The organism is Bradyrhizobium sp. cf659, assembly GCF_900113725.1.
In the GTDB taxonomy this organism is placed as follows: Bacteria; Pseudomonadota; Alphaproteobacteria; order Rhizobiales; family Xanthobacteraceae; genus Bradyrhizobium.
In genome coordinates, this window is record NZ_FOQJ01000003.1 from 102,045 (window position 1) to 128,888 (window position 26,844).

Annotated in this window: 18 protein-coding genes and 1 pseudogene; 10 read left to right on the forward strand and 9 right to left on the reverse strand. The window is 65.1% G+C overall.

The window, feature by feature from the left end; all coding sequences use genetic code 11:
* Nucleotides 1-24 precede the first annotated feature (24 nt).
* Nucleotides 25-786, forward strand: a complete 762-nt coding sequence (locus BM118_RS14545; protein WP_177234321.1) for a helix-turn-helix transcriptional regulator — start codon at nt 25-27, stop codon at nt 784-786.
* 73 nt (nt 787-859) lie between these two features.
* On the opposite strand, the gene BM118_RS14550 is transcribed toward BM118_RS14545, so the two are convergent.
* Both BM118_RS14550 and BM118_RS14555 read right to left on the reverse strand, forming a co-directional pair.
* Nucleotides 860-2,098, reverse strand: coding sequence for an ABC transporter substrate-binding protein (locus BM118_RS14550; protein ID WP_092186256.1), 1,239 nt, complete (start codon nt 2,096-2,098; stop codon nt 860-862).
* Nucleotides 2,099-2,172: 74 nt separating this feature from the next.
* Complete coding sequence (locus BM118_RS14555; protein ID WP_092186257.1) at nt 2,173-3,723, reverse strand: acyl-CoA synthetase; 1,551 nt, start codon at nt 3,721-3,723, stop codon at nt 2,173-2,175.
* Nucleotides 3,724-3,988: 265 nt separating this feature from the next.
* Here BM118_RS14555 and BM118_RS14560 point away from each other — a divergent pair, with 265 nt between their 5' ends.
* The 7 genes from BM118_RS14560 (at nt 3,989) to BM118_RS14590 (ending at nt 12,941) form a co-directional block, all read left to right on the forward strand.
* Nucleotides 3,989-5,125 (forward strand): acyl-CoA dehydrogenase family protein, encoded by a 1,137-nt coding sequence (locus BM118_RS14560; protein ID WP_177234322.1) that lies wholly within the window; start codon nt 3,989-3,991, stop codon nt 5,123-5,125.
* A 126-nt stretch (nt 5,126-5,251) separates the two neighbouring features.
* The gene (locus tag BM118_RS14565; protein ID WP_092186259.1) at nt 5,252-6,418 is read left to right on the forward strand and encodes an acyl-CoA dehydrogenase family protein; all 1,167 of its coding nucleotides are present in this window, start codon (nt 5,252-5,254) and stop codon (nt 6,416-6,418) included.
* Nucleotides 6,415-7,071 carry a glutathione S-transferase family protein gene (locus BM118_RS14570; protein WP_092186260.1) on the forward strand — a complete coding sequence of 219 codons (657 nt, stop codon included), beginning with the start codon at nt 6,415-6,417 and terminating at the stop codon, nt 7,069-7,071. The genes BM118_RS14565 and BM118_RS14570 overlap by 4 nt, the downstream gene beginning before the upstream one ends.
* 289 nt (nt 7,072-7,360) lie before the next feature.
* Complete coding sequence (locus BM118_RS14575; RefSeq protein ID WP_092186261.1) at nt 7,361-8,161, forward strand: AraC family transcriptional regulator; 801 nt, start codon at nt 7,361-7,363, stop codon at nt 8,159-8,161.
* Nucleotides 8,162-8,394: 233 nt separating this feature from the next.
* A complete protein-coding gene (locus tag BM118_RS14580) occupies nt 8,395-9,261 on the forward strand; it encodes a beta-keto acid cleavage family enzyme (RefSeq protein WP_092186262.1) in 867 nt (288 codons plus the stop codon).
* A gap of 90 nt (nt 9,262-9,351) precedes the next feature.
* Nucleotides 9,352-10,968: an acyl-CoA carboxylase subunit beta gene (locus BM118_RS14585; protein WP_092186263.1), complete on the forward strand. Its 1,617-nt coding sequence runs from the start codon at nt 9,352-9,354 to the stop codon at nt 10,966-10,968.
* Nucleotides 10,965-12,941 (forward strand): acetyl-CoA carboxylase biotin carboxylase subunit, encoded by a 1,977-nt coding sequence (locus tag BM118_RS14590; RefSeq protein WP_092186264.1) that lies wholly within the window; start codon nt 10,965-10,967, stop codon nt 12,939-12,941. Before BM118_RS14585 ends, BM118_RS14590 begins: the two co-directional genes overlap by 4 nt.
* A 283-nt stretch (nt 12,942-13,224) precedes the next feature.
* On the opposite strand, the gene BM118_RS14595 is transcribed toward BM118_RS14590, so the two are convergent.
* From BM118_RS14595 to BM118_RS14625, 7 genes and pseudogenes are all read right to left on the reverse strand, one after another.
* Nucleotides 13,225-14,211, reverse strand: coding sequence for an ABC transporter ATP-binding protein (locus BM118_RS14595; protein ID WP_092186265.1), 987 nt, complete (start codon nt 14,209-14,211; stop codon nt 13,225-13,227).
* On the reverse strand, nt 14,208-15,215 hold the full coding sequence (locus BM118_RS14600) for an ABC transporter ATP-binding protein (RefSeq protein WP_092186266.1): 1,008 nt from the start codon (nt 15,213-15,215) through the stop codon (nt 14,208-14,210). The genes BM118_RS14595 and BM118_RS14600 overlap by 4 nt, the downstream gene beginning before the upstream one ends.
* Complete coding sequence (locus tag BM118_RS14605) at nt 15,215-16,108, reverse strand: ABC transporter permease (RefSeq protein ID WP_177234323.1); 894 nt, start codon at nt 16,106-16,108, stop codon at nt 15,215-15,217. Before BM118_RS14605 ends, BM118_RS14600 begins: the two co-directional genes overlap by 1 nt.
* Before the next feature lie 197 nt (nt 16,109-16,305).
* Complete coding sequence (locus tag BM118_RS14610; protein ID WP_092186268.1) at nt 16,306-17,253, reverse strand: ABC transporter permease; 948 nt, start codon at nt 17,251-17,253, stop codon at nt 16,306-16,308.
* Between the two features lie 30 nt (nt 17,254-17,283).
* Entirely contained in the window at nt 17,284-18,882 is a 1,599-nt protein-coding gene (locus tag BM118_RS14615) for an ABC transporter substrate-binding protein (RefSeq protein WP_092186269.1), read from the reverse strand.
* A 363-nt stretch (nt 18,883-19,245) separates the two neighbouring features.
* Nucleotides 19,246-20,699: pseudogene (locus BM118_RS14620) on the reverse strand (AMP-binding protein).
* A gap of 18 nt (nt 20,700-20,717) precedes the next feature.
* A complete protein-coding gene (locus tag BM118_RS14625) occupies nt 20,718-21,872 on the reverse strand; it encodes an iron-containing alcohol dehydrogenase (protein ID WP_177234324.1) in 1,155 nt (384 codons plus the stop codon).
* Nucleotides 21,873-22,275: 403 nt separating this feature from the next.
* Here BM118_RS14625 and BM118_RS14630 point away from each other — a divergent pair, with 403 nt between their 5' ends.
* On the forward strand, nt 22,276-23,493 hold the full coding sequence (locus tag BM118_RS14630) for an efflux RND transporter periplasmic adaptor subunit (protein WP_177234325.1): 1,218 nt from the start codon (nt 22,276-22,278) through the stop codon (nt 23,491-23,493).
* Nucleotides 23,490-26,648 carry an efflux RND transporter permease subunit gene (locus tag BM118_RS14635; RefSeq protein WP_092186272.1) on the forward strand — a complete coding sequence of 1,053 codons (3,159 nt, stop codon included), beginning with the start codon at nt 23,490-23,492 and terminating at the stop codon, nt 26,646-26,648. The genes BM118_RS14630 and BM118_RS14635 overlap by 4 nt, the downstream gene beginning before the upstream one ends.
* Nucleotides 26,649-26,844: the final 196 nt, after the last annotated feature.

Here is a 26,844-nt window from a genome sequence, read left to right on the forward strand (position 1 = left end):
GGTGCTCCCAAGGCAGGGTTGACGATGCAGATGCAGGCCGACAAGCAGCTTTCGGACGAGCAGAGCCGCGAGATCGCGGAGACCATTCGCGAGGAACTCGCTAGGCGCCGGATCTCCCGGCAGGCGCTGGCCGAACAGGCCAAGCTCAGCCTGTCGACGCTGGAGAAGGTGCTCGGCGGCCGCCGGCCGTTCACGCTGGCGACGACGGTCCGGCTGGAGCAGGCGCTGGGCGTGTCCTTGCGCAAGAGCGCCATCGTCGTGACGCCTCCGGCCGCAAACGACGTCGCGCCCGACAGCCTCGGCTCCTATGCGCATCGCGCGGTGACCTGGCTCGAGGATGTCTACATCACGTTGCGGCCGTCGTTCGGCGACAAGGACGCGATCTTCGCCTACCGCACCGAGATCGTATGGGAGCCGAAAGTCTCGTCGCTGGTCTTTCGCGAGGGCGATCGGACCGATTCCGCCTATGAGCACACCGGCGAGGTCGCGGTGCCGCATCAGTCCGGCTTCATCTATCTCGTCATCATCAAGCACGGCCAGCATCGCGTGATCACGGTGTCGCGGCCGACGGTCGCCGGCGAGATGTACGGCATCATCTCGACGCTCCGCGCCGGCCCCGGCTCGCAGCTGACGCCGATCGCAGCGCCGATCGCCTACGTGCCGCTCAGGAATGTTCCGAAGCCGTCTTTGGGACGGGTTGCGCCCGACGACGCCAATCATGCCTTGTATCGAAAGCATCTGCGCCGCACGGTCGAGGAGCCGTTCGCGCTCTTCCTGCCGGGATAGTTAGTCGCGCTGAAAAGGAATAGCGGCCCTTCGGCCGCTATTCGGTATCTTCAGACGGGCAGGTTCGGTCGAACTAGCCGCTCGTTTCGGCGCTGATGATGGGGCCGAACAGCTCCCACTGGCCGTTCTTGAACCGCCACATCTTGAGCTGCTCGATCGGCGCGAAATCGGTCGGCGAGGTGTTGATCTTGATTCCCGGGATCAGCGTATCGGGAGCGAAGTCCTTCAGGCTGGCGGCCTGCTTCATCACGTTCTCGCGGGTGAGATTGTCGCCCGCCTGCTTCAGCACCTGCACCATCGTTTGGGCCGCGGCATAGCCGTAGACCAGATTGGCGTCCGAGATGTTTGCGCCGGGCATGTATTTGTCGATGAAGGCCATGAACTTCTTCATGCCCTCGTCGTCTTTCCACTGCGGATCCGACGCGTCCTTCAAATAGCCGGCCGACAGCACGCCCTCGGAGGCTTCGAGGCCGGCGGGCTTCATCACCGCGCCGATGGACACCGAAACGTCCGACATCAGGTGCATCGGCTTCCATTCCAGCTCCGCGATCTTCTTGATGGCTTGCGCCGCGAATTTCGGGGTCGAGATGTTCACGAAGACATCCGCGCCGGTGCCCTTGAGCTTGACGATGTGCGAGTCGATCGATGGCTCCGAGGTCTCGTAGCTCTCTTCGGCCACGATCAGCTTCGATGCCTTGTCGCCGAACACGTCCTTGATGCCGGCGACGTAGTCCTTGCCGAAATCGTCATTGGCATAGAAGATCGCGACCTTCGCGTCCGGCTTCTCCTTCAGGATGTACTTGGCGAAGATCCGCGCCTCGACGCGGTAGCTCGGCTGGAAACCCATGGTCCATGGGAAATTCTGCGGGTCGTTCCACTTGCTGGCGCCGGTGGCAAGGAAGAGCTGCGGGATCTTCTTGGCGTTGTGATATTTCTGCACGGCGGTCTGGGTCGGCGTGCCGAGCGCGTTGAATACGAGGAACACCTCGTCGCTCTCGATCAGCTTGCGGACCTGCTCCACCGTCTTCGGCGGCGAATAGCCGTCGTCATAGGAGATCCAGTTGATCTTGCGGCCGTTGATGCCGCCCTGATCGTTGATCATCTTGAAATACGCCTCTTCGGTCTTGCCGATCACGCCGTAGGCGGAGGCGGGACCGGAATAGGCCTCGACATTGCCGATCCTGATCTCGGTATCGCTGGCGCCAGTGTCGTATTTCTTCTGCGCCTGGGCGCCTTGGACCGAAAGCAACTGGACCGAAAGTAATGTCAGGGCCGCTGCCGCGGCAAGCAGGGCGAGTTTCTTGTTCTTCATGGAAATTCCTTGGGTTTCTTGTGGGGTGGAGCAGGCACTACAAAAGAAAAACGCCCACGAGAGGGGCGCTTTGGTCAGGCGTTGGCGACTTTCTTGTCGGCTTCGGAAACAACCGAGAATTCCTTGCGCAAGGTCGGCTTGTGGATCTTGCCCGTGGCGTTGCGCGGCAGCGCGTCGACGAAGCGAATTTGGCGTGGGCATTTGAAGCGCGCGAGATTGGCTGCGCAATGTGCGACGACATCGGTCTCCGTCAGCCTTTGTCCCGGCTTGACCGCGACGATGGCAAGGCCCACCTCGCCCCATTGCGGATCGGGAATGCCGATCACGGCGGCTTCGGCGATGGCGCCAAGCTGGTGCAGGACGTTCTCGACCTCGGCCGGATAGACGTTCTCGCCGCCGGAAATGTACATGTCCTTCCAGCGGTCGACGATGTAGTAGAAGCCTTCCTCGTCGACGCGCGTCGCATCGCCCGTGTGCAGCCAGCCGTCGGTAAAGGAGGATTTGTTCGCCGCCGGCCTGTTCCAGTAGCCGGGCGTGATGTTCGGTCCCTTGACCCAGAGCTCGCCAAGCTCGCCGACATCGGCGTCGCTGCCGTCGGGCCGCACGATGCGCACTTCCGTGTGCAGCACCGGCTTGCCGGCGGAGCCGGCCTTGCGCGCCGCATCCTCGCGGTCGAGCACCAGCACGGCCGGCGAGGTCTCGGTCATGCCGTAGCCCTGCTGGAGCGCGACGCCGCGCGCCTCCCAGACCTTCAGCAGCGGCACCGGCATCGGCGCGCCGCCGACACCGCCGACGATCAGCCGGGTCAGGTCAGTCGTCGCGAAGGCGGGATGCTGCGCCATGAACTGGTAGATCGCGGGGACGCCAAAGAACACGTTGATGCCCTGCGCGGGATCGTTGATCAGGCCGAGCGCCGTGCCGGGATCGAAGGCCCGCATGATCATCACGGTGCCGCCGGCATGCAGCACCGGATTGGTGTAGCAATTCAGCCCGCCGGTATGGAACAGCGGCAGCACGGTGAGCAGCACCGAGGACGGCCCGATGCAGGCGGGACCGCCGAGATTGACGCAATTCCAGAACGTCATGCCATGGGTGATGGTCGCGCCCTTCGGATGACCTGTGGTGCCGGACGTGTACATGATGGTCGATACGTCATCGAGCGTGACCTCCTCGATCCGGTCGAGCGGCTTTGCGGCGGTGATGCCGGCCTCGTAGGCGCCGCCGGGACCGAGCAGCAGGCTGGTCGCGACATTGCAGAGTTCGGCAACGCTCAGCGCGGTCTCGGCGAGGTCGGCATCATGGATCATCACCTTCGGCGCACAGTCAGCGGTGATGAACTGGAGTTCGGGAACAGTGAGGCGGGTGTTCAGCGGCACGAAGATCGCACCTAACCGCCCGCAGGCGAACTGCACCTCCAGCGTATCGGTGGTGTTCAGCGCCAGCACCGCGACGCGGTCGCCGCGCGAGACCTTCAGCGTGTGGCGCAGGTAGGAGGCGAGACGCGACACTCTCGCATCCAGCTGCGAATAGGTGAAGCGGCGCTCGCTCGCGAGGTCGATGACCGCGACCTTGCCAGGCGTGCGGCGGCCATGATGGGCGATCCAGTCGTAGTAACGAACGGCCAAAAGTCCCTCCTTCGGCGGTCTTGTGCCGCCTGCGCCCTATTGCCGTGCACCATGCCCGGCGTGGCCCTGGGGCCAGCCGGAGTTTGTGCACCACGTCTTTTTTTGACTTGGAGTTGGCGCGCGAGGGGCGAAAATCGTCTTGCGTTGAGTTGCTAGGTGAAGGCCTGCGCTGAGTGGTCTTCCAGCTCAGCCACTCCGCGCAAGTGAGCCGACCAGGTTCCGGCCATGGTGGATGAGACGAATCCGTCCGCGAGGCGAGAGTGCGATGAAGAGCCCGTTCTATACCGCCGAGCACGACGCCTTCCGCGACGCGATGCGACGCTTCGTCGAAAAGGAGATCACGCCCTTCGCCCATGAATGGGACGAGGCCGGCGAATTTCCCCGCGCGCTCTATCGCAAGGCGGCGGAGATCGGGCTGTTGGGGCTGGGATTCCCCGAGGAATATGGCGGGATTGCCGCCGACCAGTTCATGAAGATCGTTGCGAGCCAGGAGCTGGCGCGAGCCGGCGCCGGCGGCGTCAGCGCCAGCCTGATGAGCCACACCATTGGCTCGCCGCCGATTGCGCGTGCGGCGCGGCCGGAGGTGAAGGCGCGCGTGCTGCCGCAGGTGCTGGCAGGCGAGAAGATCTCCGCGCTCGCGATCACCGAGCCGGGCGGTGGTTCGGACGTTGCGGGCCTCTGCACCCGAGCGCGGCGCGACGGCGATCACTACGTCGTGAGCGGCGAGAAGACCTTCATCACCTCGGGCGTGCGCGCGGACTATCTGACCGTTGCGGTGCGCACCGGCGGCGAGGGCGCCGGCGGCGTCAGCCTGCTCCTGATCGAGGGCGACACGCCTGGCCTGTCGCGCACGAAGCTGAAGAAGATGGGCTGGTGGGCCTCCGACACCGCGACGCTGCATTTCGACGACTGCCGCGTGCCGGCCGAAAATCTGATCGGCGAGGAGGGCCAGGGCTTCAAGATCATCATGCAGAATTTCAACAGCGAGCGCATGGGCATGGCGGCGAGCTGCACCGCCTTCGCCCGCGTCTGCCTCGACGAGGCGACTGCCTACGCCAAGGAGCGCAAGACCTTCGGCAAGCCGCTCGCCCAGCACCAGGTCATCAGGCACAAGATCGTCGACATGGCGCAGAAGGTGGCGGCGTCGCAGGCGATGCTGGAGATGCTGGCCTGGCGTCTGGAGCAGGGCGAAAGTCCGGTCGCCGAAATCTGCATGATGAAGAACCAGGCAACGCAGACCATGGCGTTCTGCGCCTCGGAAGCCGTGCAGATCTTTGGCGGCGCCGGCTTCATGCGCGGCATCAAGGCCGAGCGCATCTACCGCGAGGTCAAGGTCAACGCCATCGGCGGCGGCACCGAGGAGATCATGAAGGATCTGGCGTCGCGGCAGATGGGGCTGTGATGCACGTTGTCATTCCGGGGCGCGCGCAAGGCGCGCGAGTCCGGAATCCATCGGGCTCCAGACCCCGCAGAGGAATGGATTCCGGGCTCATCGCTTCGCGATGCCCCGGAATGACGAGAGGACAAAATGCTATTCAGCGCCGACCACGACGACATCCGCCGTTCCCTGCAAAAGTTCATCGCGGGCGAGATCAACCCTCATGTCGATGAATGGGAGAAGGCCGACATCTTCCCCGCGCACGCGCTGTTCAAGAAGATGGGCAGCCTCGGCTTCCTCGGATTGAACAAGCCGGTCGAATTCGGCGGCTCCGGGCTCGACTATTCCTATGCGCTGATGATGGCGGAGGAGCTCGGCGCCATCACCTGTGGCGGCGTGCCGATGGCGATCGGGGTGCAGACGGACATGGCGACGCCCGCGCTGGCGCGGTTCGGCTCGGACGAGGTGCGGCGCGAATTCCTGGCGCCCTCGATCTCCGGCGACTATGTGGCCTGCATCGGCGTTTCCGAGCCCGGTGCAGGTTCGGACGTTGCCTCGATCAAGACCGACGCACGTTCGGACGGCGACGATTACGTCATCAACGGCGGCAAGATGTGGATCACCAACGGCACCCAGGCCGACTGGATCTGCCTGCTCGCCAACACCGGCGACGGGCCCGTTCACCGCAACAAGTCGCTGATCTGCGTGCCCATGAAGGCCAAGGGCGTCACGGTCGCGCGAAAGCTCGACAAGATGGGCATGCGCTCGTCCGACACCGCGCAGATCTTCTTCGACAATGTCCGCGTGCCCAAGCGCAACCGGATTGGCGAGGAAGGCAAGGGCTTTACCTACCAGATGATCCAGTTCCAGGAGGAGCGGCTCTGGGGCGCGGCCGCCTGCCTCAAGGCGCACGAATACATCATCAACGAGACCATCGAATACACCCGCAACCGCAAGGCTTTTGGCCAGAGCATCCTCGACAACCAGGTCGTGCACTTCAAGCTCGCGGAGATGCAGACCGAGGTCGAGCTGCTGCGCGCACTGATCTATCGCGCCGGTGAGGCGCTGGTGGCGGGTGAGGACGTGACCAGGCTCGCGACCATGGCCAAGTTGAAGGCCGGCCGGCTCGGCCGGGAGCTCACCGACGCCTGCTTGCAATATTGGGGCGGAATGGGCTTTACCAACGAGACGCCGGTCAGCCGTGCCTATCGCGACAGCCGTCTGACCTCGATCGGCGGCGGCGCCGACGAGGTCATGCTGATGGTCCTGTGCAAGATGATGGGTACGCTGCCCGGCAGCAAAGGGAATGCATCATGATCACGCTCTATCACTGCGATGCCGCACGCTCGTTCCGTCCGCTCTGGATGCTGGAGGAGATGGGGCTGCCGTACGAGTTGAAGATGCTGCCGTTCCCGCCGCGGGTGTTCGCCAAGGAGTATCTCGCGCTCAACCCGCTCGGCACGATTCCCTTCATGATCGACGGCGAGACGAAGATGACGGAGTCTTCGGGCATCTGCCACTACCTCGGCACCAGATACGCCCCGACGCCGCTGATGGTGGACGTCGAGGATCCCGCCTATGGCGCGTTCCTGAACTGGATGTATTTCAGCGATGCCACGTTAACCTTCCCGCAAACGCTGGTGCTCCGCTACACCCAGCTCGAGCCCGAGGAGCGCCGCAACCCGCAGGTCGCCGGCGACTATGCCAAATGGTTCCTGGGCCGGCTGCGCGCCGTTGAGGCAGCGACCGCGAATGCCGAAACCTTGTGCGCCGGCCGCTTCACAGCCGCCGACATCGTGATCGGCTACGCGCTCCGCCTCGCCGACAATATCGGCCTCGCCAAGGACTTTGGGCCAAATGTCGCAGCCTATTGGGCGCGATTGCAGCAACGCGATGGGTTCAAACGCGCGGTTGCCGCGGAGCAGAAGGCCGGCGTCGAGCAGAATGTCGCGCCAAGGGTGAGGACGTAGCCGCAATGTCGTCCCGGCGAAGGCCGGGACCCATACTCCCAGGGAGATGTTTTGCGAAGATTGGTCGTTCGGGATCAGCACCGCCCGCATCGGTAGACCTCGCGGTATGGGTCCCGGCCTTCGCCGGGACGACGGTGTGGTTGAAGGGTTCCGGAATTGGCTGCTCGCCGTCCCGGAACGACATCCTTTTGCGCGCCGTGATAGCGCTATCCCGTCGTGACAGCGCCCAAATTTGCGCTAAGGTGACCTCCGTCCGCAGCGGCCAGAGAGTCGCGCGAGGAGGACCCCAATGGAAGATAACGGTCGCGAATCCGACCATCTGATGCTGATCACGCCGGAACGGGTGTTTTATGCCGGCCTGCTCGGCCGCCCCCGCAAGCGGACCCCCGGCTGCTGCCATGTCTATGTGGCGGTGAAGGGCAACCTGCACCTGACGATCGACGATGTCCTCGCCACCGGCGAGCTGTTCGTCACCCTGCCGAACCAGCGGCATTCCATTGCCGGCGACTACCGCACTGCAATCAGCGTGACGCTCGAGCCGGAAAGCATGCCGGATGGCGTGATCGAGGCTTTGGCCGAGCGGCTGACCGGACCGGACCGGGCCGTCCATGCCCGCAAGATCCTCGCCGCCTATGCGCTGCTGCGCCAGCGCCGCTACGGCGACATCACCACCGCCGAATTCGACGAGATGTGCTTCGGCGAGGCCCTGCCGCGCCGCGTGCTCGATCCGCGGGTGATGCGCGCGGTCGCGCGCATCGGGCGCTTCTCCGGCGAGCCCGTGACGGCGGATACCTGCGCGGCCGAAGCAGGTCTTTCCGCCTCGCGCTTCCTGCATCTGTTCAAGGAGGAGACCGGCATCTCGTTCCGCTCCTTCCGCGCCTGGAAACGCGCGCGGCATTTGCTGCATTTCGCCAACCAGGACCTCAACCTCGCCCATCTCGCGCAGGACATCGGCTATCCCGACTCGACGCATTTCAGCCACTCGATCCGCCGCTTCTACGGATTGAAGCCGCGCGCGATCTTCGTCGGCTCGCGCGATCTTGCGATCTATCGCAGCACCGAGACGGTGAGGCTCGCGGAAGCATCGTAGGGTGCTCTCGTAGGGTGGGTTAGCCCTGCGATTGCGCGAAGCGCAATCGCTCGGCGTAACCCACCACTTCTCTCTCCGCGGAAACGAAAGAGGTGGGTTACGCCTTCGGCTAACCCACCCTACAACTCGCCCTTTTCCAGCTTCTCCGCGCAAGAAGCCGCATGCCGCGCGTCACATGATCGCAAGCGTTGAATTCTCAACCTGCGAGACATCCAAGCCATGAGCGTCAAGGCATGAGCGACAAGGCCGTCATCACCTGCGCGCTGAACGGCGTGCTCACCGACCCCAGGCAGCACAACGTGCCTGTGACGCCCGAGCAGATGGCACGCGAGGCCAAGGCTGCGTTCGACGCCGGCGCCAGCATCATGCACATCCATCTGCGCCAGCAGGCGCCCAACAAGGGGCATCTGCCGTCCTGGGAGGTCGGCGTCAGCAAGGAGATCCAGCAGGCGATCCGAGAGGCTTGCCCGGGTGTGATCATCAACCACACCTCGGGCGTGTCGGGGCCGAACTACAGCGGCGCGCTCGACTGCATCCGTGAGACGAAGCCGGAGATCGCCGCCTGCAACGCCGGCTCGCTGAATTATCTGAAAGTGAAGGCCGACAATAGCTGGGCCTGGCCGCCGATGATGTTCGACAACGCCGTCGAGAAGGTGAAGGACTATCTCGACGTCATGAACGCGGTCGGCACCATCCCCGAATTCGAGTGCTTCGACGTCGGCATCGTGCGCTGCGTCGGCATGTACACTCAGGTCGGCATGTACAAGGGTCCGCTCGAATATAACTTCGTGATGGGCGTCGCGTCCGGCATGCCGTCGGATCCCGACCTGCTGCCGATCCTGATCAAGCTGAAGCGCCCCGAAGCGCATTGGCAGGTCACGGCGATCGGACGCGAGGAGATCTGGCCGCTGCACCAGCGCTGCGCCGAGCTCGGCGGCCATCTGCGTACCGGTCTCGAAGACACCTTCTATCTCGCCGATGGCACGAAGGTGACGTCGAACGGCCAGCTGATCGAAGCCGTCGCCGCCTGTGCCCGCCGCGCCGGCCGCGAGATCGCAAGCCCCGCCGAGGCGCGGAAGATTTTTGGGACGAATCGCTGATTGTCGTTCCGGGGCGCGCGTAGCGCGAACCCGGAACCTCGAGATTCCGGGTTCGATGCTGCGCATCGCCCCGGAATGACGGAGTAAACTGTGTCCATTCTCGAAAACACCATTTCCCCCGGCGGCGCCGCCTACCACGCCAATCGCGACGGCATGCTGGGTTTGATCGACCGCATGCGCGCGCTGGAAGAGCGCACGCGGGCGGCGTCGGCCGCGGCAAAGGATCGTTTCCACAAGCGTGGCCAACTACTGCCGCGCGAACGCGTGGCGCTGGTGCTCGATCCCGGCGCGCCATTTATCGAGCTGTCGACGCTCGCCGGCTACATGTTCGACGTGCCGGACGCGAACAAGAGCGTACCCGGCGGCGGCGTCATCGCCGGCATCGGCTTCGTCTCGGGCATCCGCTGCATGGTCAGCGCCAGCGATTCCGGCATCGACGCCGGCGCGCTGCAGCCTTTCGGCCTCGACAAGACGCTGCGGGTGCAGGAGCTCGCGCTGGAGAACAAGCTGCCTTACGTGCAGCTGGTCGAAAGCGCCGGCGCCAACCTGTTGCGCTACCGCGTCGAGGATTTCGTCCGCGGCGGCAACATCTTTCGCAATCTCGCACGGCTCTCGGCGGCGGGACTGCCGGTCGTGACCGTCACGCACGGCTCGTCCACCGCGGGCGGTGCCTATCAAACGGGCCTGTCCGACTACATCGTCATGGTGCGCGGCCGCACCCGTGCCTTTCTCGCCGGGCCGCCGCTGCTGAAAGCCGCAACCGGCGAGATCGCGACCGAGGAAGAGCTCGGCGGCGCCGAGATGCACACCCAGATCTCCGGCCTCGGTGATTACCTCGCCGAGGATGATCGCGACGCGCTGCGCATCGCACGCGAGATCATGGCGGCGCTGGAGTGGGAGCGGCCGGGCACGGCGGCTCTTCAATTCAAGCCGCCGCGCTACGACCAGGACGAGCTGCTCGGCATCATGCCGATGGACCACAAGCGCCCCGTGGATATGAAGCAGGTGATCGCGCGTATCATCGATGATTCCGACTTCACCGAGATGGCGCCGAATTACGGCCCGGCCACCGTTTGCGGCCATGCCCGCATCGAGGGGCAGGCGATCGGCATCATCACCAACAACGGCCCGCTCGATCCAGCCGGCGCCAACAAGGCGACGCATTTCATCCAGGCCTGCTGCCAGACCCGCACGCCGCTGCTCTATCTCAACAACACCACCGGCTACATGGTCGGCAAGGCCTATGAAGAAGCCGGCATGATCAAGCACGGCTCGAAGATGATCCAGGCGGTGACGTCGGCGACCGTGCCGCAGATCACCATCTACTGCGGCGCCTCGTTCGGCGCCGGCAATTACGGCATGTGCGGGCGCGGCTTCCATCCGCGCTTCTGCTTCTCCTGGCCCAACGCCAAGACCGCGGTGATGGGCGGCGAGCAGGCCGCCGAGACCATGGCCATCGTGACGGAAGCCGCCGCCGCGCGCCGCGGCAAGCCGATCGAGAAGGACAAGCTGGACGCCATGAAGGCGCAGATCGTCGGCGTGTTCGACGGCCAGATGGACGTGTTCTCGACCAGCGCGCGCGTGCTCGACGACGGCGTGATCGATCCGCGCGACACCCGTGCGGTGCTGTCGGAGGTGCTCGCGATCTGCCGCGAGGGCGACGCACGCACGCCCCAGCGCATGCAGTTTTCGGTGGCCCGGCCATGAGGAACGGATCAGTGCAGCACCGGCCGTTCTTCAAGGTCCTGATCGCCAACCGCGGCGAGATCGCGCTGCGGGTGATGCGCAGCGCGCGAAAGCTCGGCCTCGGCGTCGTGGCAGTCTATTCCGACGCCGATCGCGATGCGCTGCATGTGCGGCAGGCCGATCAGGCCGTGCGCATCGGCGAAGCCTTGCCGGCGCAATCCTATCTCAACATCCCCGCGATCATTGCCGCGGCGAAAGCCGGCGGCGCGGATGCCGTCCACCCCGGCTACGGTTTCCTCGCCGAGAATGAGGACTTCGCGCAGGCCTGCAAGGAGGCGGGTCTCGTCTTCATCGGCCCGTCGCCCCAGGCGATCGAGGCGATGGGCAACAAGGCCGGCGCCAAGGAGATCATGCGGAAGGCCGGTGTGCCCTGCGTGCCCGGCTATCAGGGCCTTGAGCAGAGCGACGAGGTCATGCTCGCGGAAGCCAGGAAGATCGGCTTCCCCGTGATGATCAAGGCGGTCGCCGGCGGCGGCGGCCGCGGCATGCGGCTCGTGACCGATGCGGCGTCGTTCCCGGATGCGCTACGCAGCGCACGGTCGGAGGCGAAGGCTGCGTTCGGCGATCCCACGGTCATCCTCGAACGCGCGATCCAAAATCCCCGGCACATCGAAATCCAGGTGTTCGGCGACAGCCACGGCAACGCCATCCACCTCGGCGAGCGTGACTGCTCGGTGCAGCGCCGGCACCAGAAGCTGATCGAGGAGGCGCCGTCGCCCGCGGTGACACCTGAACTGCGCACGAAAATGGGCGAGGTCGCAGTCGCCGCGGTGAAGGCATTGCGTTACGAGGGCGCCGGCACGCTGGAGTTCCTGCTCGATGCGAGCGGCGAATTCTACTTCATGGAGATGAACACGCGCCTCCAGGTCGAGCACCCCGTGACCGAAGCCATCACCGGGCTTGATCTCGTCGAGTTGCAGCTGCGCGTCGCGCGCGGCGAGCAATTGCCGGTGAAGCAGCAGGATATCCGCTTCACAGGCCATGCCATCGAGGTCCGGCTGTGCTCGGAAGATGCCGCGCAGGATTTCATGCCGCAGTCCGGCCGCATGGCGCGCTGGCAGGTGCCTGACAGCATCCGCGTCGAGCATGCGCTGCAATCGGGCGCGGAGATCCCGCCGTTCTACGATTCGATGATCGCCAAGGTGGTCAGTCATGGTGCCACGCGCGAGGAGGCGAGGGGATGGCTGATCGTCGGCCTGGAGCAGCTCACCGCTTTCGGCGTGACCACCAACCAGGCTTTCCTGATGGCGTGCCTGCGTCACTCCGGCTTTGCCAGGGGCGAGGCGACGACGGCGTTCATCGGCGCGCATCGCGACGAGCTGCTGGCGCAGCCGGCGGACGCGGCGTTCGACACAGTGCTGGCGGGCCTGCTGCTCTACGTCACAAATCCGCGCGCGCCGTCATGGAGAGGGGGGCGGAGCCTGTCGGCAACGTTTCCTCTGCCCGCGAAAATCGAGATCGCCGGTCGGACGCACGAGCTCGAAGTCACCCGCGAGCGCGACGGCGGCTACACCGTCGCCATCGACGGCCGCCAGGACAGGTTCGAGATCGAGCAGCTCGATCCCGACGCCATCCGCTTCCGCCACGATGGCGTGATGGACAGCGCCAAATTCCTGCGCGAGGGTGACCGGCTCTATCTCCAGCACTGCGGCATCCCGCTCGCGGTGACTGATCTCACCCTCGCCGCGCCGAAGGCCGCTGCAGGCAACGGCGGCGACGGCAAGGTTCGCGCCGCCATGAACGGCCGCGTCGTCGCCGTGCTGGTCAAGCCCGGCGACCGCGTCGCAGCCGGCCAGCCGGTGCTGACGCTGGAAGCGATGAAGATGGAGCATATCCACAAGGCTGGCATCGACGGCGTCGTCGCCGCGATCGACGTTGCCGAAGGCGAGCAGGTGACGACGGGACGGATCGTGGCGGAGATTGGGGTGGGGTAGCGCGGCAAGTTCGTCATTGCGAGCGCAGCGAAGCAATCCAGGAATCTCTCCGCGGCGATAGTCTGGATTGCTTCGCGGAGCCTTGTCATCGGGCCGCGCTTTGCGCGGACCCGTTGGCTCGCAATGACGATGTGGAGATAGTGTTGCCTCAAACTCCGCTCGTCGTCCCGGCGAAGGCCGGGACCCATTACCACAGGGAGTGGTTTGGCGGAGACTCGGGGTTACCAGCTCGCGCCGTAACTTCTCCCTCGGGTAATGGGTCCTGGCTTTCGCCAGGACGACGTTATGGGGCTCGCCCCGTCCCCTCATTGAGCAAACACGCCACCTGATGTCCGGCGCCCGCGTCCATCAGCGTCGGCCGCTCAATCTTGCACCGCTCCATCGCAAAGCGGCAGCGGGTGTGGAACGCGCAGCCTGATGGCGGATTGACCGGGCTCGGCACGTCGCCATCGACCAGCGGCGCGAGCTTCTTCGCGAGCGGGTTGGCAACCGGCACGGAGGCGAGCAGGGCCTGCGTGTAGGGATGTCGCGGATTCTTGAACAGCTCGTCCTTGCCGGCGATCTCGACAATGCGGCCGAGATACATCACGGCGACGCGGTGGCTGATATGGGCGACCACGGCGAGGTCGTGCGCGATGAAGAGGTAGGAGAAGCCGTGCTGGCGCTGGAGATCGATCAGCAGATTGATCACCTGCGCCTGGATCGAGACGTCGAGCGCGGAGACCGGCTCGTCGCAGACGATCAGGCGCGGCCCCAGCGCCAGCGCCCGTGCGATGCAGATGCGCTGGCGCTGGCCGCCGGAGAATTGATGCGGGAAATTGCGCATCTGGTCGGGCCGCAGGCCCACCTGCTCGAACAGCTTCGAGACTCGCGTCTCCAGCGCCTTGCCGGTCGCAAGGCCATGCACGGCCAGCGGTTCGCCGACGATGTCGCCCGCGGTCATGCGCGGATTGAGCGAGGCGAACGGGTCCTGGAACACGATCTGCATCGAGCGGCGGTGCGGGCGCAGCGCCGCCTTGGAAAGATGCGTGATGTCCTCGCCCTCGAGACGGATCTGTCCGGAGGTCGGTTCGACCAGCCGCAGCACGCTGCGCGCCACCGTCGACTTGCCGCAGCCGGATTCGCCGACCAGCCCCAGTGTTTCGCCGACACCAACCGTGAACGAGACGCCGTCCACCGCGTGCACGGTGCCGACCTGCCGGCGCAACACGCCGGCGCGCACCGGGTAATGCTTCTTGAGGTCGGTGATCTCGAGCAGCGCTTCGGTCATGCGACCTCCGCGACGTCAGCCGCGCGCCAGCAGGCGGCGAGATGGCCGCCGCCCCAATCCATGAGCGGCGGATATTCGTCCTGGCAGCGCTTCACCGCGAGCTTGCAGCGCGGCGCGAAAGCGCAGCCGGCCGGCAGCCGCACCAGCGATGGGACGGTGCCGGGAATTTCGTTGAGCCGCGCCTGCGTCGCGGCGCCGAACGCCGGCACCGACGGAATCGAGGCCATCAGCCCGCGCGTATAGGGGTGTCTGGGATCGGCGAACAACGCCTCGACGCTGGCTTCCTCGACCTTCCGGCCCGCATACATCACGATCACGCGCTGCGCGGTCTGCGCGACGACGCCGAGATCATGCGTGATGAGCACGAGCCCGGTGCCGAGCTCCTTCTGGAGGTCGAGGATCAGCGCCAGGATCTGCGCCTGGATGGTGACATCCAGCGCGGTGGTCGGCTCGTCCGCGATCAGCAGCGCGGGCCGGCAGGCCAGCGCCATCGCGATCATCGCGCGCTGGCGCATGCCGCCGGACAATTGGTGCGGATATTCCCGCGCGCGCCGTGCCGGTTCCGGAATCCGTACCAGCCGCAGCATCTCGACTGCGATGTTCCAGGCTTCTTTGGCCGACATCACCCGGTGCAGCCGCACGGCTTCGACGATCTGGTCGCCGATCCGCATGACGGGATTGAGCGACGTCATCGGCTCCTGGAAGATCATGGAGATGCGGTTACCCCTGACAGCGCGCATCTGTGCTTCATTCAGCGCCAGCAGGTCGGTGCCTTCGAGCGTGACGGCGCCGCCGACGATGCGGCCGGGAGGATCGGGCACCAGCCGCATCAGCGACAGCGCAGTGACGCTCTTGCCGCAGCCGGACTCGCCGACGATCGCCAGCGTCTCACCGCGCTTTACCGTGAAAGAGACGTCGTCGACGGCCTTGAAGAGACCGGAGTTCGTGAAGAACACCGTCTTCAGGTTCTTCACTTCGAGCACGAGATCGGATTTGTCAGCCATCAACTGCGCTGCCTCGGATCGAGAATGTCGCGCAGCGCGTCGCCGAACAGGTTGGCGCCGAACACGGCGAGGCTGATGGCGATGCCCGGGAAGATCACCAGCCACGGCGCGGTGCGGGCATATTCGGCCGCGGATTCCGACAGCATACGGCCCCAGGACGGATAGGGCTCGGGGATGCCGAGGCCGAGGAAGGAGAGCGAGGCCTCGGTGAGAATGGTCGAGCCGAGCTGCGCGGTGGCAAGCACGATCAGCGGCGCCAGCGTGTTCGGCAGCACATGGCGGAGCGCGATGCGCACCTCGCTCATGCCGATCGACTTGGCGGATTCGATAAAGGGCAGTTCGCGCAGCGCCAGCGTGTTGGCGCGAATGACGCGCGACACGGTCGGGATCAGCGGAATGGCGATGGCGATGATGACGTTCGGCAAGGACGGACCAAGTGCGGCGGTCATGATCAGTGCCAGGACCAGCAATGGAAGCGCCTGGAGGACGTCAGAGACACGCTGGAACACCAGATCGACCCAGCCGGAGAGATAACCGGACGTCAGTCCGACGATGACGCCGATCGTGCCGCCGAGCGCGGTCGAGCCGATGCCGACGGCAAGCGAGATGCGTGCACCATGGATGATGCGGCTGAAGACGTCGCGGCCGAAGGAATCCGTGCCCATCCAGTGCGCCAGGCTCGGGCGGGCCAGCGCACGGGCGGAGTCGATCGTCAGCGGATCATAGCGTGCGATGAAATCGGCGAAGATCGCCGTGAGGACGAACGCCGTCATGATGACGAGGCCCGCAGCGCCCAGCACGTGCCGCTGCGCCAGAAACAGCACGCGCCGCCAGCCCCCGGTCGCATGCACGCCGGCGCGTCTGAGTTCGAGATCATAGTCGACAGTGGCCATGCAAGCTCTATCTTCCCCCTCTCCCCGCCTGCGGGGAGAGGGTTGGGGTGAGGGGGGCTCTCCACGGGGGAGGTGAGAGCTGAGTTCGCGGAAGCTCCCCCTCACCCGAATTTGCGCGTTGCGCAGATTCGACCTCTCCCCGCAAGCGGGGAGAGGTGAAAGGAGGCGCAAACGCGGTGAAAGTTGAACTCATTTCGTCAGTCCGTGTACCGGATACGCGGGTCGAACACCGCATACAGCATGTCGACGATGAAATTCGCGCTCACCACCACGACGGCGATCAGCATCACGAGGTTCTGCACGATCGGATAATCGCGCCAGCGGATCGCCTCGACCAGGAAGCGTGCGACGCCGGGGATGTTGAACACGGTCTCGGTGACGATCAGCCCGCCGATCAGGAACGCCGCCTCGATTCCGATTACGGTGATGACGGGCAGGATCGCGTTCTTCAGCGCATGCTGGTAGTTCACCGCGGCCTCGGATGCGCCCTTGGCGCGCGCGGTGCGGATGTAATCCTGGCGCAGCACCTCCAGCATCGAGGAGCGGGTGATGCGCATGGTCAGTGCCGAACTGCGGAACCCGACCACCATTGCCGGGATGCAATAGGTTGCGACCGCCTCGCCAAAACTCTGGGGGTTCGGATTGAAGAGCGGCATCTGGCCGAACATCGCCACCGACGCCGTGAGGACCAGCAGCCCCAGCCAGAATGACGGCAGCGACAGGCCGGAAAGACTCACGACCCGCAGCGCGTAGTCGAGCCGCGTTCCCTGCTTCACCGCGCTGATGACGCCCAGGGGAATGCCGATGGACGCCGAAAACAGCAGCGCCAGGCCGGCGAGCCGCGCCGTGATCGGGATCCGCGGCAGGATCTCCTGAAGCGCCGGCTTCTCGGAGACATAGGAGTAGCCAAAATCGCCGCGCAGGAAGCCGCTGATCCAGTGCCAATATTGCACCACCAGCGGCTGGTCGATGCCGAGCTCCTTCTCCAGGTTGGCCTTGTCGGCGGGATCGACGTAGCCGGCCGCGGCAAACAGGATGTCGACGATGTTGCCGGGCACGATGCGCAGCAGGAAGAAGATGACGACCGAGATCCCGAACAGGGTCACGAGCATCAGAAACAGGCGCCGCACCAGATAGGCAAACATCCCGCGCCCTCCCGTCGAACCGTTAGCGCGCTACTTGTCCATCCAAACGTCTTCGTACCGGTACCCATTATAGGAGCTGTTCGACATCACGGTCACGCCCTTGACATAGGGCTGCCAGCAGGTGCCCGCGCGCGCGTGGAAGATGATCGGGCGCGCGACGTCCTCCTGCAACTTCTTGTCGATGTCCCACACCAGCTTCTTGCGTTTGGCGATGTCGGTTTCCTGCGACTGCACGTCGAACAGCTTTTCGATGTCCTTGTTGCAATAGTTGGTGTAGTTCCGCTCGGAACCGCAGGAATAGTTCTCGTAGAACGACTGGTCGGGATCGTCGACCGCGTTGCCGGTCAGGTTGAGGCCGAGCATGTAGTCCTTGCGCGCGACTTTCGGGAACCAGTTGGCCGTTTCGACGACGTCGAGCTCGCCGTCGATATAGATGCTCTTGAGCTGGTCGATCAGGATCACCGCGGGATCGCGATATTCGGCAAGGTTGCGGGTCGAGACCTTGACCGCGAGATGCTTGTCCGGACCGTAGCCCGCCTTCTGCATCAGCTTGCGCGCCTCCTCGCGGTTGGCGTTCACGTCGGGGCCATAGCCCGGAATGCTCTCGAGCATCTCCTTCGGCATGCCCCATAGCCCGTTCGGCGGCGGCAGCATGGTGCCGCCGACATCGCCCTGGCCCTCGAACATGATCGAGACGAAGGCCTTGCGGTCGAGCGCCATCGCCATGGCGCGGCGGATGTCGATATTGTCGAACGGCGGCGCGGTCGAATTGACGACGATGTTGGTCGAGACATTGGTAGGCTCGACCTTGCAAACGGCATTAGCTGCCTGGGATTTCACATCCTTCAGCAGCGGGATGGTGATGTGCGTCGGGAATGTCATGTCGAACTTGCCGGCTACGAAAGCGAGAATCGCCGTCGAGCGGTTCGGGATGATGGTGAACTCGATGCCGTCGAGATAGGGCCGGCCCTCGCGCCAATAGTCGGGATTGCGGGTCAGCTTGATCGATTCATTGGCCTTGAACTCGACGAATTTGAACGGGCCGGTTCCGATCGGATGCGTGCGCATGTCACCGGGCGAGACGTGACACGGGTACACGGGCGTATAGCCCGAGGCGAGCAGCGCCAGCAGTGACGGCTGCGGCCGCTTCAGGTTGAACGAGACCTCGAGATCGCCGTTGGTCGAAATGTCGTTGACCTGGTCGTACCAGGATTTTCGGGGATTCTGCCGGAACTTCTGCTGCGACTTGCCCATCAGCATGTCGAAGGTGCACTTCACGTCCGCCGAGGTGAACGGCTTGCCGTCGTGCCATTTGATGCCCTGACGCAGCTTGAAGGTCAGGGTCTTGTTGTCGTTCACCCAGGCCCAGCTCTCCGCGAGCTCCGGCACGATGGTATCCATGCTGTTCTGCGCCACGTCCTGCTTGTAGATGACGAGGTTGCTGAACACGGGCATGAAGGGAACGTTGAGCGAGTAGGTCGCGCCTTCATGGATCGAGGCGTTGCCGGGGCTGTCGCGGTGATACATCCGCAGAATTCCGCCCTGTTTGGGCCCGCCGGCCGATGCGATGGTCGAAAACGCCAGCAAAGATAGCGCCGCCGTCGCGGCGAGCGTCCGCACGCTCCGCATCCTCGTCCTCCCTGGACAACAGCCTTTTGCGGCCTGTTTGAAGCGACGATAGCGACGCCCGCGCAGCGAGGCAACCGGCAAGGGTGGCGGCGCTCTCGACAATTCGGATGACGGAAGGCCGCAGGGGTCCTTGTCTCATAATGTGAGAGATGTTCCTCCCCGGCGTCGTCCTGGACAAGGGAGCGAAGCGAGCGCTGATCCAGGACCCATTACCACAGGATTGGGTTTGGCGATGACTCGCGGTTATCAGGTCGCGCCGCAACTTCTCCCTGGGGTAATGGGTCCTGGCTTTCGCCAGGACGACGCCGAGTTTGGCGGAGCGCGCTCGCGCGAATCTCGGCGCTGCACGCAACGTGAAGCGCCTCACACAATCCGCGACGTCTTGTTCCCCCAGTACCGGTCGCGCAGCAACCGCTTGTACAGCTTGCCCGTCGGCAGGCGCGGCAGTTCCTTCTCGAAATCGACCGAGCGCGGCACCTTCTGCCGCGACAGCGACGCCCCGCAGAAGGCGATCAGCTCCTCGGCAAGCGCCTCGCCCGGCGCCACGCCCGGCATCGGCTGCACCACCGCCTTCACCTCTTCGCCGAGATCGGGATTGGGCACGCCGAACACGGCGGCATCGGCGACCTTCGGATGGGTGATCAGCAGATTTTCGCATTCCTGCGGATAGATGTTCACGCCGCCCGAGATGATCATGAAGGTGGCGCGGTCGGTGAGGTAGAGGAAGCGATCGGCATCGACATAGCCGACGTCGCCGACCGTGCTCATGCTGCCGTCGGCGGAGCGCGCCTCCCTGGTCTTCTCCGGATCGTTGAAATATTCGAAGGGCGAGGCGGTCTTGAACCACACCTGGCCGGGCTGTCGCAGGCGGTGAAGCCGAGGCCCTCGGTCGCGCCGTAATATTCGTGGATGATCGGCCCCCACCATTTGATGACGTCGTCCTTGACGAGGGCCGGGCAGGGCGCCGCAGCATGGATCGCGATTTCGAGCGAGGACAGGTCGTGGCGCTTTCGCACCTCCTCCGGCAGCTTCAGCATGCGCGAGAACATCGTCGGCACCAGCTGGGTGTGCGTGATGCCCCACCGCTCGACGAGCTGGAGATAGCGCTCGGGATCGAACGTCTCCATGATGATGACGGTGCCGCCCATGCGGATCGTGAGGTTCACGGCGGCCTGCGGCGCGGAATGATAGAGCGGCGCCGGCGACAGATAGACCATGCCCTCGCGGTAGTGCCAGAGCTTCGTCAGGAAATCGAACAGCGGCAGATTGTGCTTCGGCGGCTCCTCCGGCAGCGGCCGCAGGATGCCCTTGGGTCGTCCCGTCGTGCCCGACGAGTAGAGCATCGCGGTGCCGAGCCATTCATCCGCGATCGGCGTCTTCGGCAGATCGGCGGTCACCTCGGCAAGGCCGACGATGCGGTCGCTCTCGCCGGGGCCGTCGGCGACGATACAGAGCTTGATATCAGGGCAGGCCTTGATCGCCTCGCGCGCGATGTCGAGCTTCGCCACGGAGGTGATCAGGATCTTGGACTGGCTGTTGACGAGGAGATAGGCGAGCTCGCCCGGCGTCAGGAAGGAGTTGATGCAGGTGTAGTACAGCCCGGACCGCTCGCCGGCGTCGCAGGCCTCGAGATAGCGGGAATTGTTCTCCATGAAGATCGAATAATGGTCGAGCCGCTTCAAGCCGTGCTTGCGGAACAGATGCGCCAGGCGGTTGCTGCGCGCCTCCAACTCGCGATAGGTGACGGTCTCGCCGGTCGCGGCCATGATGAAGGCGGGCTGGAGCGGACGCAGGCGGGCATGGTGACCAGTGTACATCGATCCTCCGGCTTGAGGTTATGCGGCGAGAAGCAGGATTTCGCGCAACTGCGCGGGGCCGTCGATCTTGCGCGGGTTGCGCGGCACCCAGGGCGTGCGCATCGCCTGTTCGGCGATGGCGTCGAAATGCTCCGGCGACACGCGCACCTCCGCAAGGCTGCGCGGCATGCCGAGCGAGCGGATGAAGGCATCGAGCACATCGGCGGCATTGTGGCCGGGAAAGCCCATGGCGGCGGCGACGATCATCTGGCGCTCGGCATTGTCGCGCGCGTTCCAGCGCATCACCGCCGGCAGCATGATGCAGGAAGTGTAGCCGTGCGGCACGTCGAAGGCCGCCCCCAGCACGTAGCCGATGCCGTGGCTCGCACCCATCGGCACGCCGGCCGCAAGCGCGCCCATCGACAGCCAGGTGCCGATCTGCGCATCCATCCGCGCGTCGAGGTCGGCAGGATCGGCCTTCACCCGCGGCAGCGCGTCGGCGAGCATGGCAAGGCCCTTGACCGATTGCGCATCGGCATAAGGGTGCGTCTCGCGCGAGCAGATCGCCTCGACGCAATGGTCCACGGCGCGGATGCCGGTGGACAGGAACAGCCATTCCGGCGTGTGCACGGTGATGGCGGGATCGAGGATGGTCGCGCGCGGCACGGTGAGCGGATGCCGCAGCATCTGCTTCACATGCGTGCTGCGGTCGGTCACGCCCGCGATCGAGCTGAACTCGCCGCCGGCAATGGTCGTCGGCACGCTGATCTGGCGCACGGCCGGCGCGTTCATCTCCGGCGCGACGCCCTTGTGCACGCGGATGCGCTCGATGCCGTCGATATCGTCGATGTCGTTGGCAAGGCAGAGCTGCACCGCCTTGGCGCCGTCGGTGATCGAGCCGCCGCCGACGGTGACGATCAGATCGGCGCCCGCCTCGCGGGCCGCATTGGCGGCGGCAACGACCGCCTCGCGCGGCGTGTGCGCCGGCATGGCGTCGAACAGGCCGGCGCAGCGCGCGCCCAGCGCCTCTGTGATCTTCTCGATTTCGTCGGTCTGTCGGTTCAGCGTGCCGGAGACCATCAGGAAGGCACGGCGCGTCCCCAGCCGATCCATCTGCGCGACGATGGCGCCTGCCGCAGGATGGCCGAATACGACCTCCTCGATCGCGCCGTAAACGACACGTCCCTGGTGCACGCCTGTCCTCCCGGACAATTGGTCTTGTTTTTGTAGAGATAATCCTAGCCGAGAGGCCGGCATCCGTCATGTGCGAAGACGCTAGCTTCTCTTCTCCCTCTCCCCGTTTGCGGGGAGAGGGTTGGGGTGAGGGGGGCTCTCCGCAACGGAGGTGACAGTCGGACTCGCCGAGACTCCCCCTCACCCGGATCGCATCTTGCGATGCGATCCGGCCTCTCCCCGCAAGCGGGGAGAGGGTTGGGGTGAGGGGGCTCTCCCTGTCAACCCGTCATCCGGCTAGAGCATCTTGCCGAGCGTTGTGTGCGCTGCCGTCTTGAAGATTTCATCATTGAAACCCATCTTGTGTCCCCCGCGGGTAGGCGCGCACCCTGCTTTTTCTGCGGCTTTTATGCGAGGACCTGGGATGAGCGGACCGGATGGAAGCGAGCAATTTGTCAAAACGCACGATTTCGTTCGGCCGCGGCCTTACGCCATCGCCGGCCTTCTCGCCGCGGCGTTTGCGCTCACCGGTTGCGGACAGCCGGCCCCGCAAGCCTCTGCCCCGCCGCCTCCGCCGGTGACGGTCGCCCAGCCGGTCAAGCGCACCGTCACCGATTGGGACGAATTCACCGGCCGCTTCGAGGCGGTGGAGGAGGTGCAGGTGCGCCCCCGCGTCGGCGGCTTCGTCAACTCCGTCGAATTCCAGGACGGCGCCATCGTGCACCAGGGCGATCTGCTCTATGTCATCGACCCGCGTCCGTTCGAGGCGGTGGCGGAGCAGGCGGACGGCCAACTCTCCGATGCGCGCGCCAAGGTGGAGCTTGCCAAGCGCGAGCTCGACCGCGGCCTCAACCTGGTGCAGACCAGCGCCGTCTCCGAGCAGGTCGTCGACCAGCGCCGCCAGGCCTTGCAGGCGGCTCACGCGGCGGAAGTGCAGGCCGCGGGCGCGCTCAAGGCTGCCAAGCTCAACATCGAATTCACCCATGTGACCGCGCCCCTCACGGGCCGCGTCAGCCGCCATCTCGTCAGCCCCGGCAATCTCGTGCAGGGCAGCGATACCGGCACCTCGACGCTGCTCACCTCGATCGTCGCGCTCGATCCGATCTACGTCTATTTCGACATGGATGAGACGACGTTCATCAAATACAGCAAGCTGTGGTTCGAGGGCCGGCGCCCGAGCTCGCGCGATACGGCCAACCCGGTGCAGGTGACGCTGGCCGGCGAGACCAAGCCCTCGCATGAGGGCACAATCAACTTCCTCGACAACCGCCTCGATGTCTCCACCGGGACCCTGCGCAGCCGCGCCGTGATCAAGAACACCGATCTGTCGATCCTGCCCGGCCAGTTCGGCCGCGTCCGTCTGATCGGCAGCGCGCCCTATGAGGCGCTGCTGATCCCGGATGTCGCTGTTGCGACCGACCAGTCTCGCAAGATCGTGTTTGTGGTCAAGCCTGATGACACCGTCGAAGCGCGCCCGGTGGTGCTTGGGCCGATCGACGACGGCCTGCGGGTGATCCGCGAAGGGTTGAAGGCGGACGACCGCATCATCGTCAACGGGATCCAGCGGGCCCGCGTCGGCGCCAAGGTGACGCCGTCTGCCGCGCCGGCGCCGGCTGGTGGCAAGCCCGGTGACAAGTCATGAACCTTGGCCGTCTCTCCATCAACCAGCCCATCCTGGCGATGGTGCTGTCGATCGTGCTCCTGATCGTCGGTGCGCTGGCCTACACCACGCTGCCGGTCTCCGAATATCCGCAAGTGGTGCCGCCGACGGTCGTCGTCACCACGCAATATCCCGGCGCCTCCGCGCAGACCGTGTCCGACACGGTCGCAGCTCCCATCGAGCAGCAGATCAACGGCGTCGAGGACATGCTGTATCTCTACAGCCAGGCGACCTCGAACGGACAGCTGACGATCACCGTCACCTTCAAGCTCGGCACTGACCTCGACAAGGCGCAGGTGCTGGTGCAGAACCGCGTCGCGATCGCGCAGCCGCAATTGCCGGACGAGGTGCAGCGCAACGGCGTCGTCACCCGCAAGAACTCGCCCGACATCCTGATGGTCGTGTTCATGCTGTCGCCCGACGACAGCTTCGACCAGCTCTACATCTCCAACTACGCACTGCTCCAGGTCCGTGACCAGCTGCTGCGGATCGACGGCGTCGGCGACATCCAGATCTTCGGCGCACGCGACTATTCGATGCGGCTGTGGCTCGACCCGGACCGGATAGCCAATCTCGGCCTGACCTCGACCGAGGTGCTGGCGGCAATCCGTGCCCAGAACGTGCAGATCGCGGGCGGCCAGATCGCCGAGCCGCCGATCGCCGATCGTGCCTTCCAGCCCAACCTCGTTTTCACCGGGCGCCTGAAGGACCAGAAGCAGTTCGAGGACATCCTGATCAAGGCCGGCTCGGACGGCCGCACGGTGCGCCTGCGCGACGTCGCCCGCATCGAGCTCGGGGCGCTGGCGTATTCCACCAACAGCTTCCTGTTGCGCAAGTCGGCGGTCGCGATGCTGGTGACGCAACGGCCGGGATCGAACGCGCTCGCGACGGCCAAGAACATCTCCGACACGATGACGAAGCTCAAGGAGAGCTTTCCGAAAGGCCTCGACTACAATATCGGCTACAATCCGACCGAATTCATCGCGCAGTCCGTCCATGAGCTGATCAAGACCATCTACGAGGCGATGCTGCTCGTGGTCATCGTGGTGCTGGTGTTCCTGCAGGGGTGGCGACCCGCGATCATTCCGATCATCGCGATCCCGGTGTCGCTGGTCGGCACCTTCGCGGTGATGGCGGCGCTGGGCTTCTCCATCAACAATCTCACGCTGTTCGGCCTCGTGCTCGCCGTCGGCATCGTGGTCGACGACGCCATCGTGGTGGTGGAGAATGTGGAGCGGCATCTCGAGCACGGCCTGAGCCGGCGCGACGCCGCGCTGAAGACCATGGAAGAGGTCGGCGGCGCGCTGGTCTCGATCGCGCTGGTGCTGTGCGCGGTGTTCGTGCCGACCGCATTTCTGGGCGGCATTTCCGGGCAATTCTTCCAGCAATTCGCCGTCACCATTGCGGTTGCGACCGCGATCTCCTGCTTCTGCTCGTTGACCCTTTCGCCGGCACTGGCCTCGCAGATCCTGACGCCGCACGAGGAGAAACGGCCGCCGGCGAGCTGGAACGTCATCGCGCGCGGCTGGAACGCCTTCACCGGCGTCTTCAACCGCACGTTCGATCGTCTTGCGCATGGCTATGCCGGCCTTGCCAATTTCGTGATCCGGCATTCGGTGGTGATGATCCTGGTCTATGTCGTGCTTATCGGCAGCGCCGGCTGGCTGATCGTGACCACGCCGCAGGGCTTCATTCCGGCGCAGGACCGCGGCTACGTCATCATCTCCGTGCAATTGCCGGGGGCGGCCTCGCTGACGCGCACCACGGAGGTCGTGCGCGAGATCGAGCGGATTTCGCTGGACACGCCGGGCGTCGTCCGCGTCGCGGCCTTTGCCGGCTTCTCGGGTGCGACGCGCACGCAGGCCGGCAATGCGGCGGCACTGTTTCCGGTGTTCGACGAGCCCGAGGTGCGCCTGAAGAAAGGGCTCTCGGCGAACGCCATCACCGCCGAGCTGCGCAAGCGGCTGTTGGCGATCCAGGGCGCGTTCATCATCGTGATTCCGCCGCCGGCCGTGCCCGGCATCGGCACCGGCGGCGGCTTCACCATCCGCATCCAGGACCGGCAGGGCCGCGGGCCCGAAATGCTCGCAGCCGCGACCGACGAGCTGGTCGCCGCTGCGCGCAAGGCGCCGACCCTCACTTCGGTTTTCTCGCCGTTCACGGCCAACACGCCGCAGCTGTTCGTCGACATCGATCGCACCAAGGCGCAGAAGCTCGGCGTGCCCATCGCCAACATCAACGACACGATCCAGACCTATTTCGGATCGACCTATGTCAACGACTTCAACCTGTTCGGCCGCACCTATCACGTCACCGCGCAGGCGGACTTCCCGTTCCGCAAGGAACCCACCGATCTCTCGCGGCTGCGCACGCGCAACGCCTCGGGCGACATGGTGATGCTCGGCAGCGTCGTCGAGTTCAAGGACGTCTCCGGCCCCGATCGCGTCGCACGCTACAATCTCTATGCTGCGTCCGAGCTCCAGGGCGAGCCGGCGCCGGGCACCAGCTCGACCACCGCGCTCAACACCATCAAGCACCTCGCGGACAACACTCTGCCGAGCGGCTTCACCTTCGAATGGACTGACCTCTCCTATCAGCAGGTCACCGGCGGCAATGCCGGTCTGCTCGTGTTCCCGATCTGCGTGCTGTTCGTCTATCTCGTGCTCGCCGCGCAATATGGCAGCTGGACCCTGCCGTTCGCGGTGATCCTGATCGTGCCGATGTGCCTGCTCGCCGCCACCATCGGCGTGCGCATCATGGGCCAGGACGTCAACATCCTCACCCAGATCGGCTTCGTCGTGCTGGTGGGACTGGCGGCGAAGAACGCGATCCTGATCGTCGAGTTCGCACGCGACATCGAGAACGAAGGCAAGCCGCGGCTCGAGGCCGTGATCGAAGCCTGCCGCCTGCGCCTGCGGCCGATCCTGATGACGTCCTTCGCCTTCATCCTCGGCGTGCTGCCGCTGGTGATCTCGAGCGGCTCCGGCTCGGAGATGCGCCAGGCCGTCGGCGTCGCCGTGTTCTTCGGCATGATCGGCGTCACCCTGTTCGGACTTCTGTTCACGCCGATCTTCTATGTGGTGGTGCGGAACCTGGCGGAGGGACGGCGCGACAAGAAGTCGGCCACTACGACATGATGTTTCTCCGGTGTCGTCCTGGCGAAAGCCAGGACCCATTACCCCAGGGAGAAGTTGCGGCGCGAGCAGGTTGTGACGACCGGTCTTCGCCAAACTGCTCCCTGGGGTAATGGGTCCTGGATCTGCGCTCCGCTTCGCTGCGCTTGTCCAGGACGACGGCTTTTTATGATGTGCCCGTCATACTAACGATCAACAC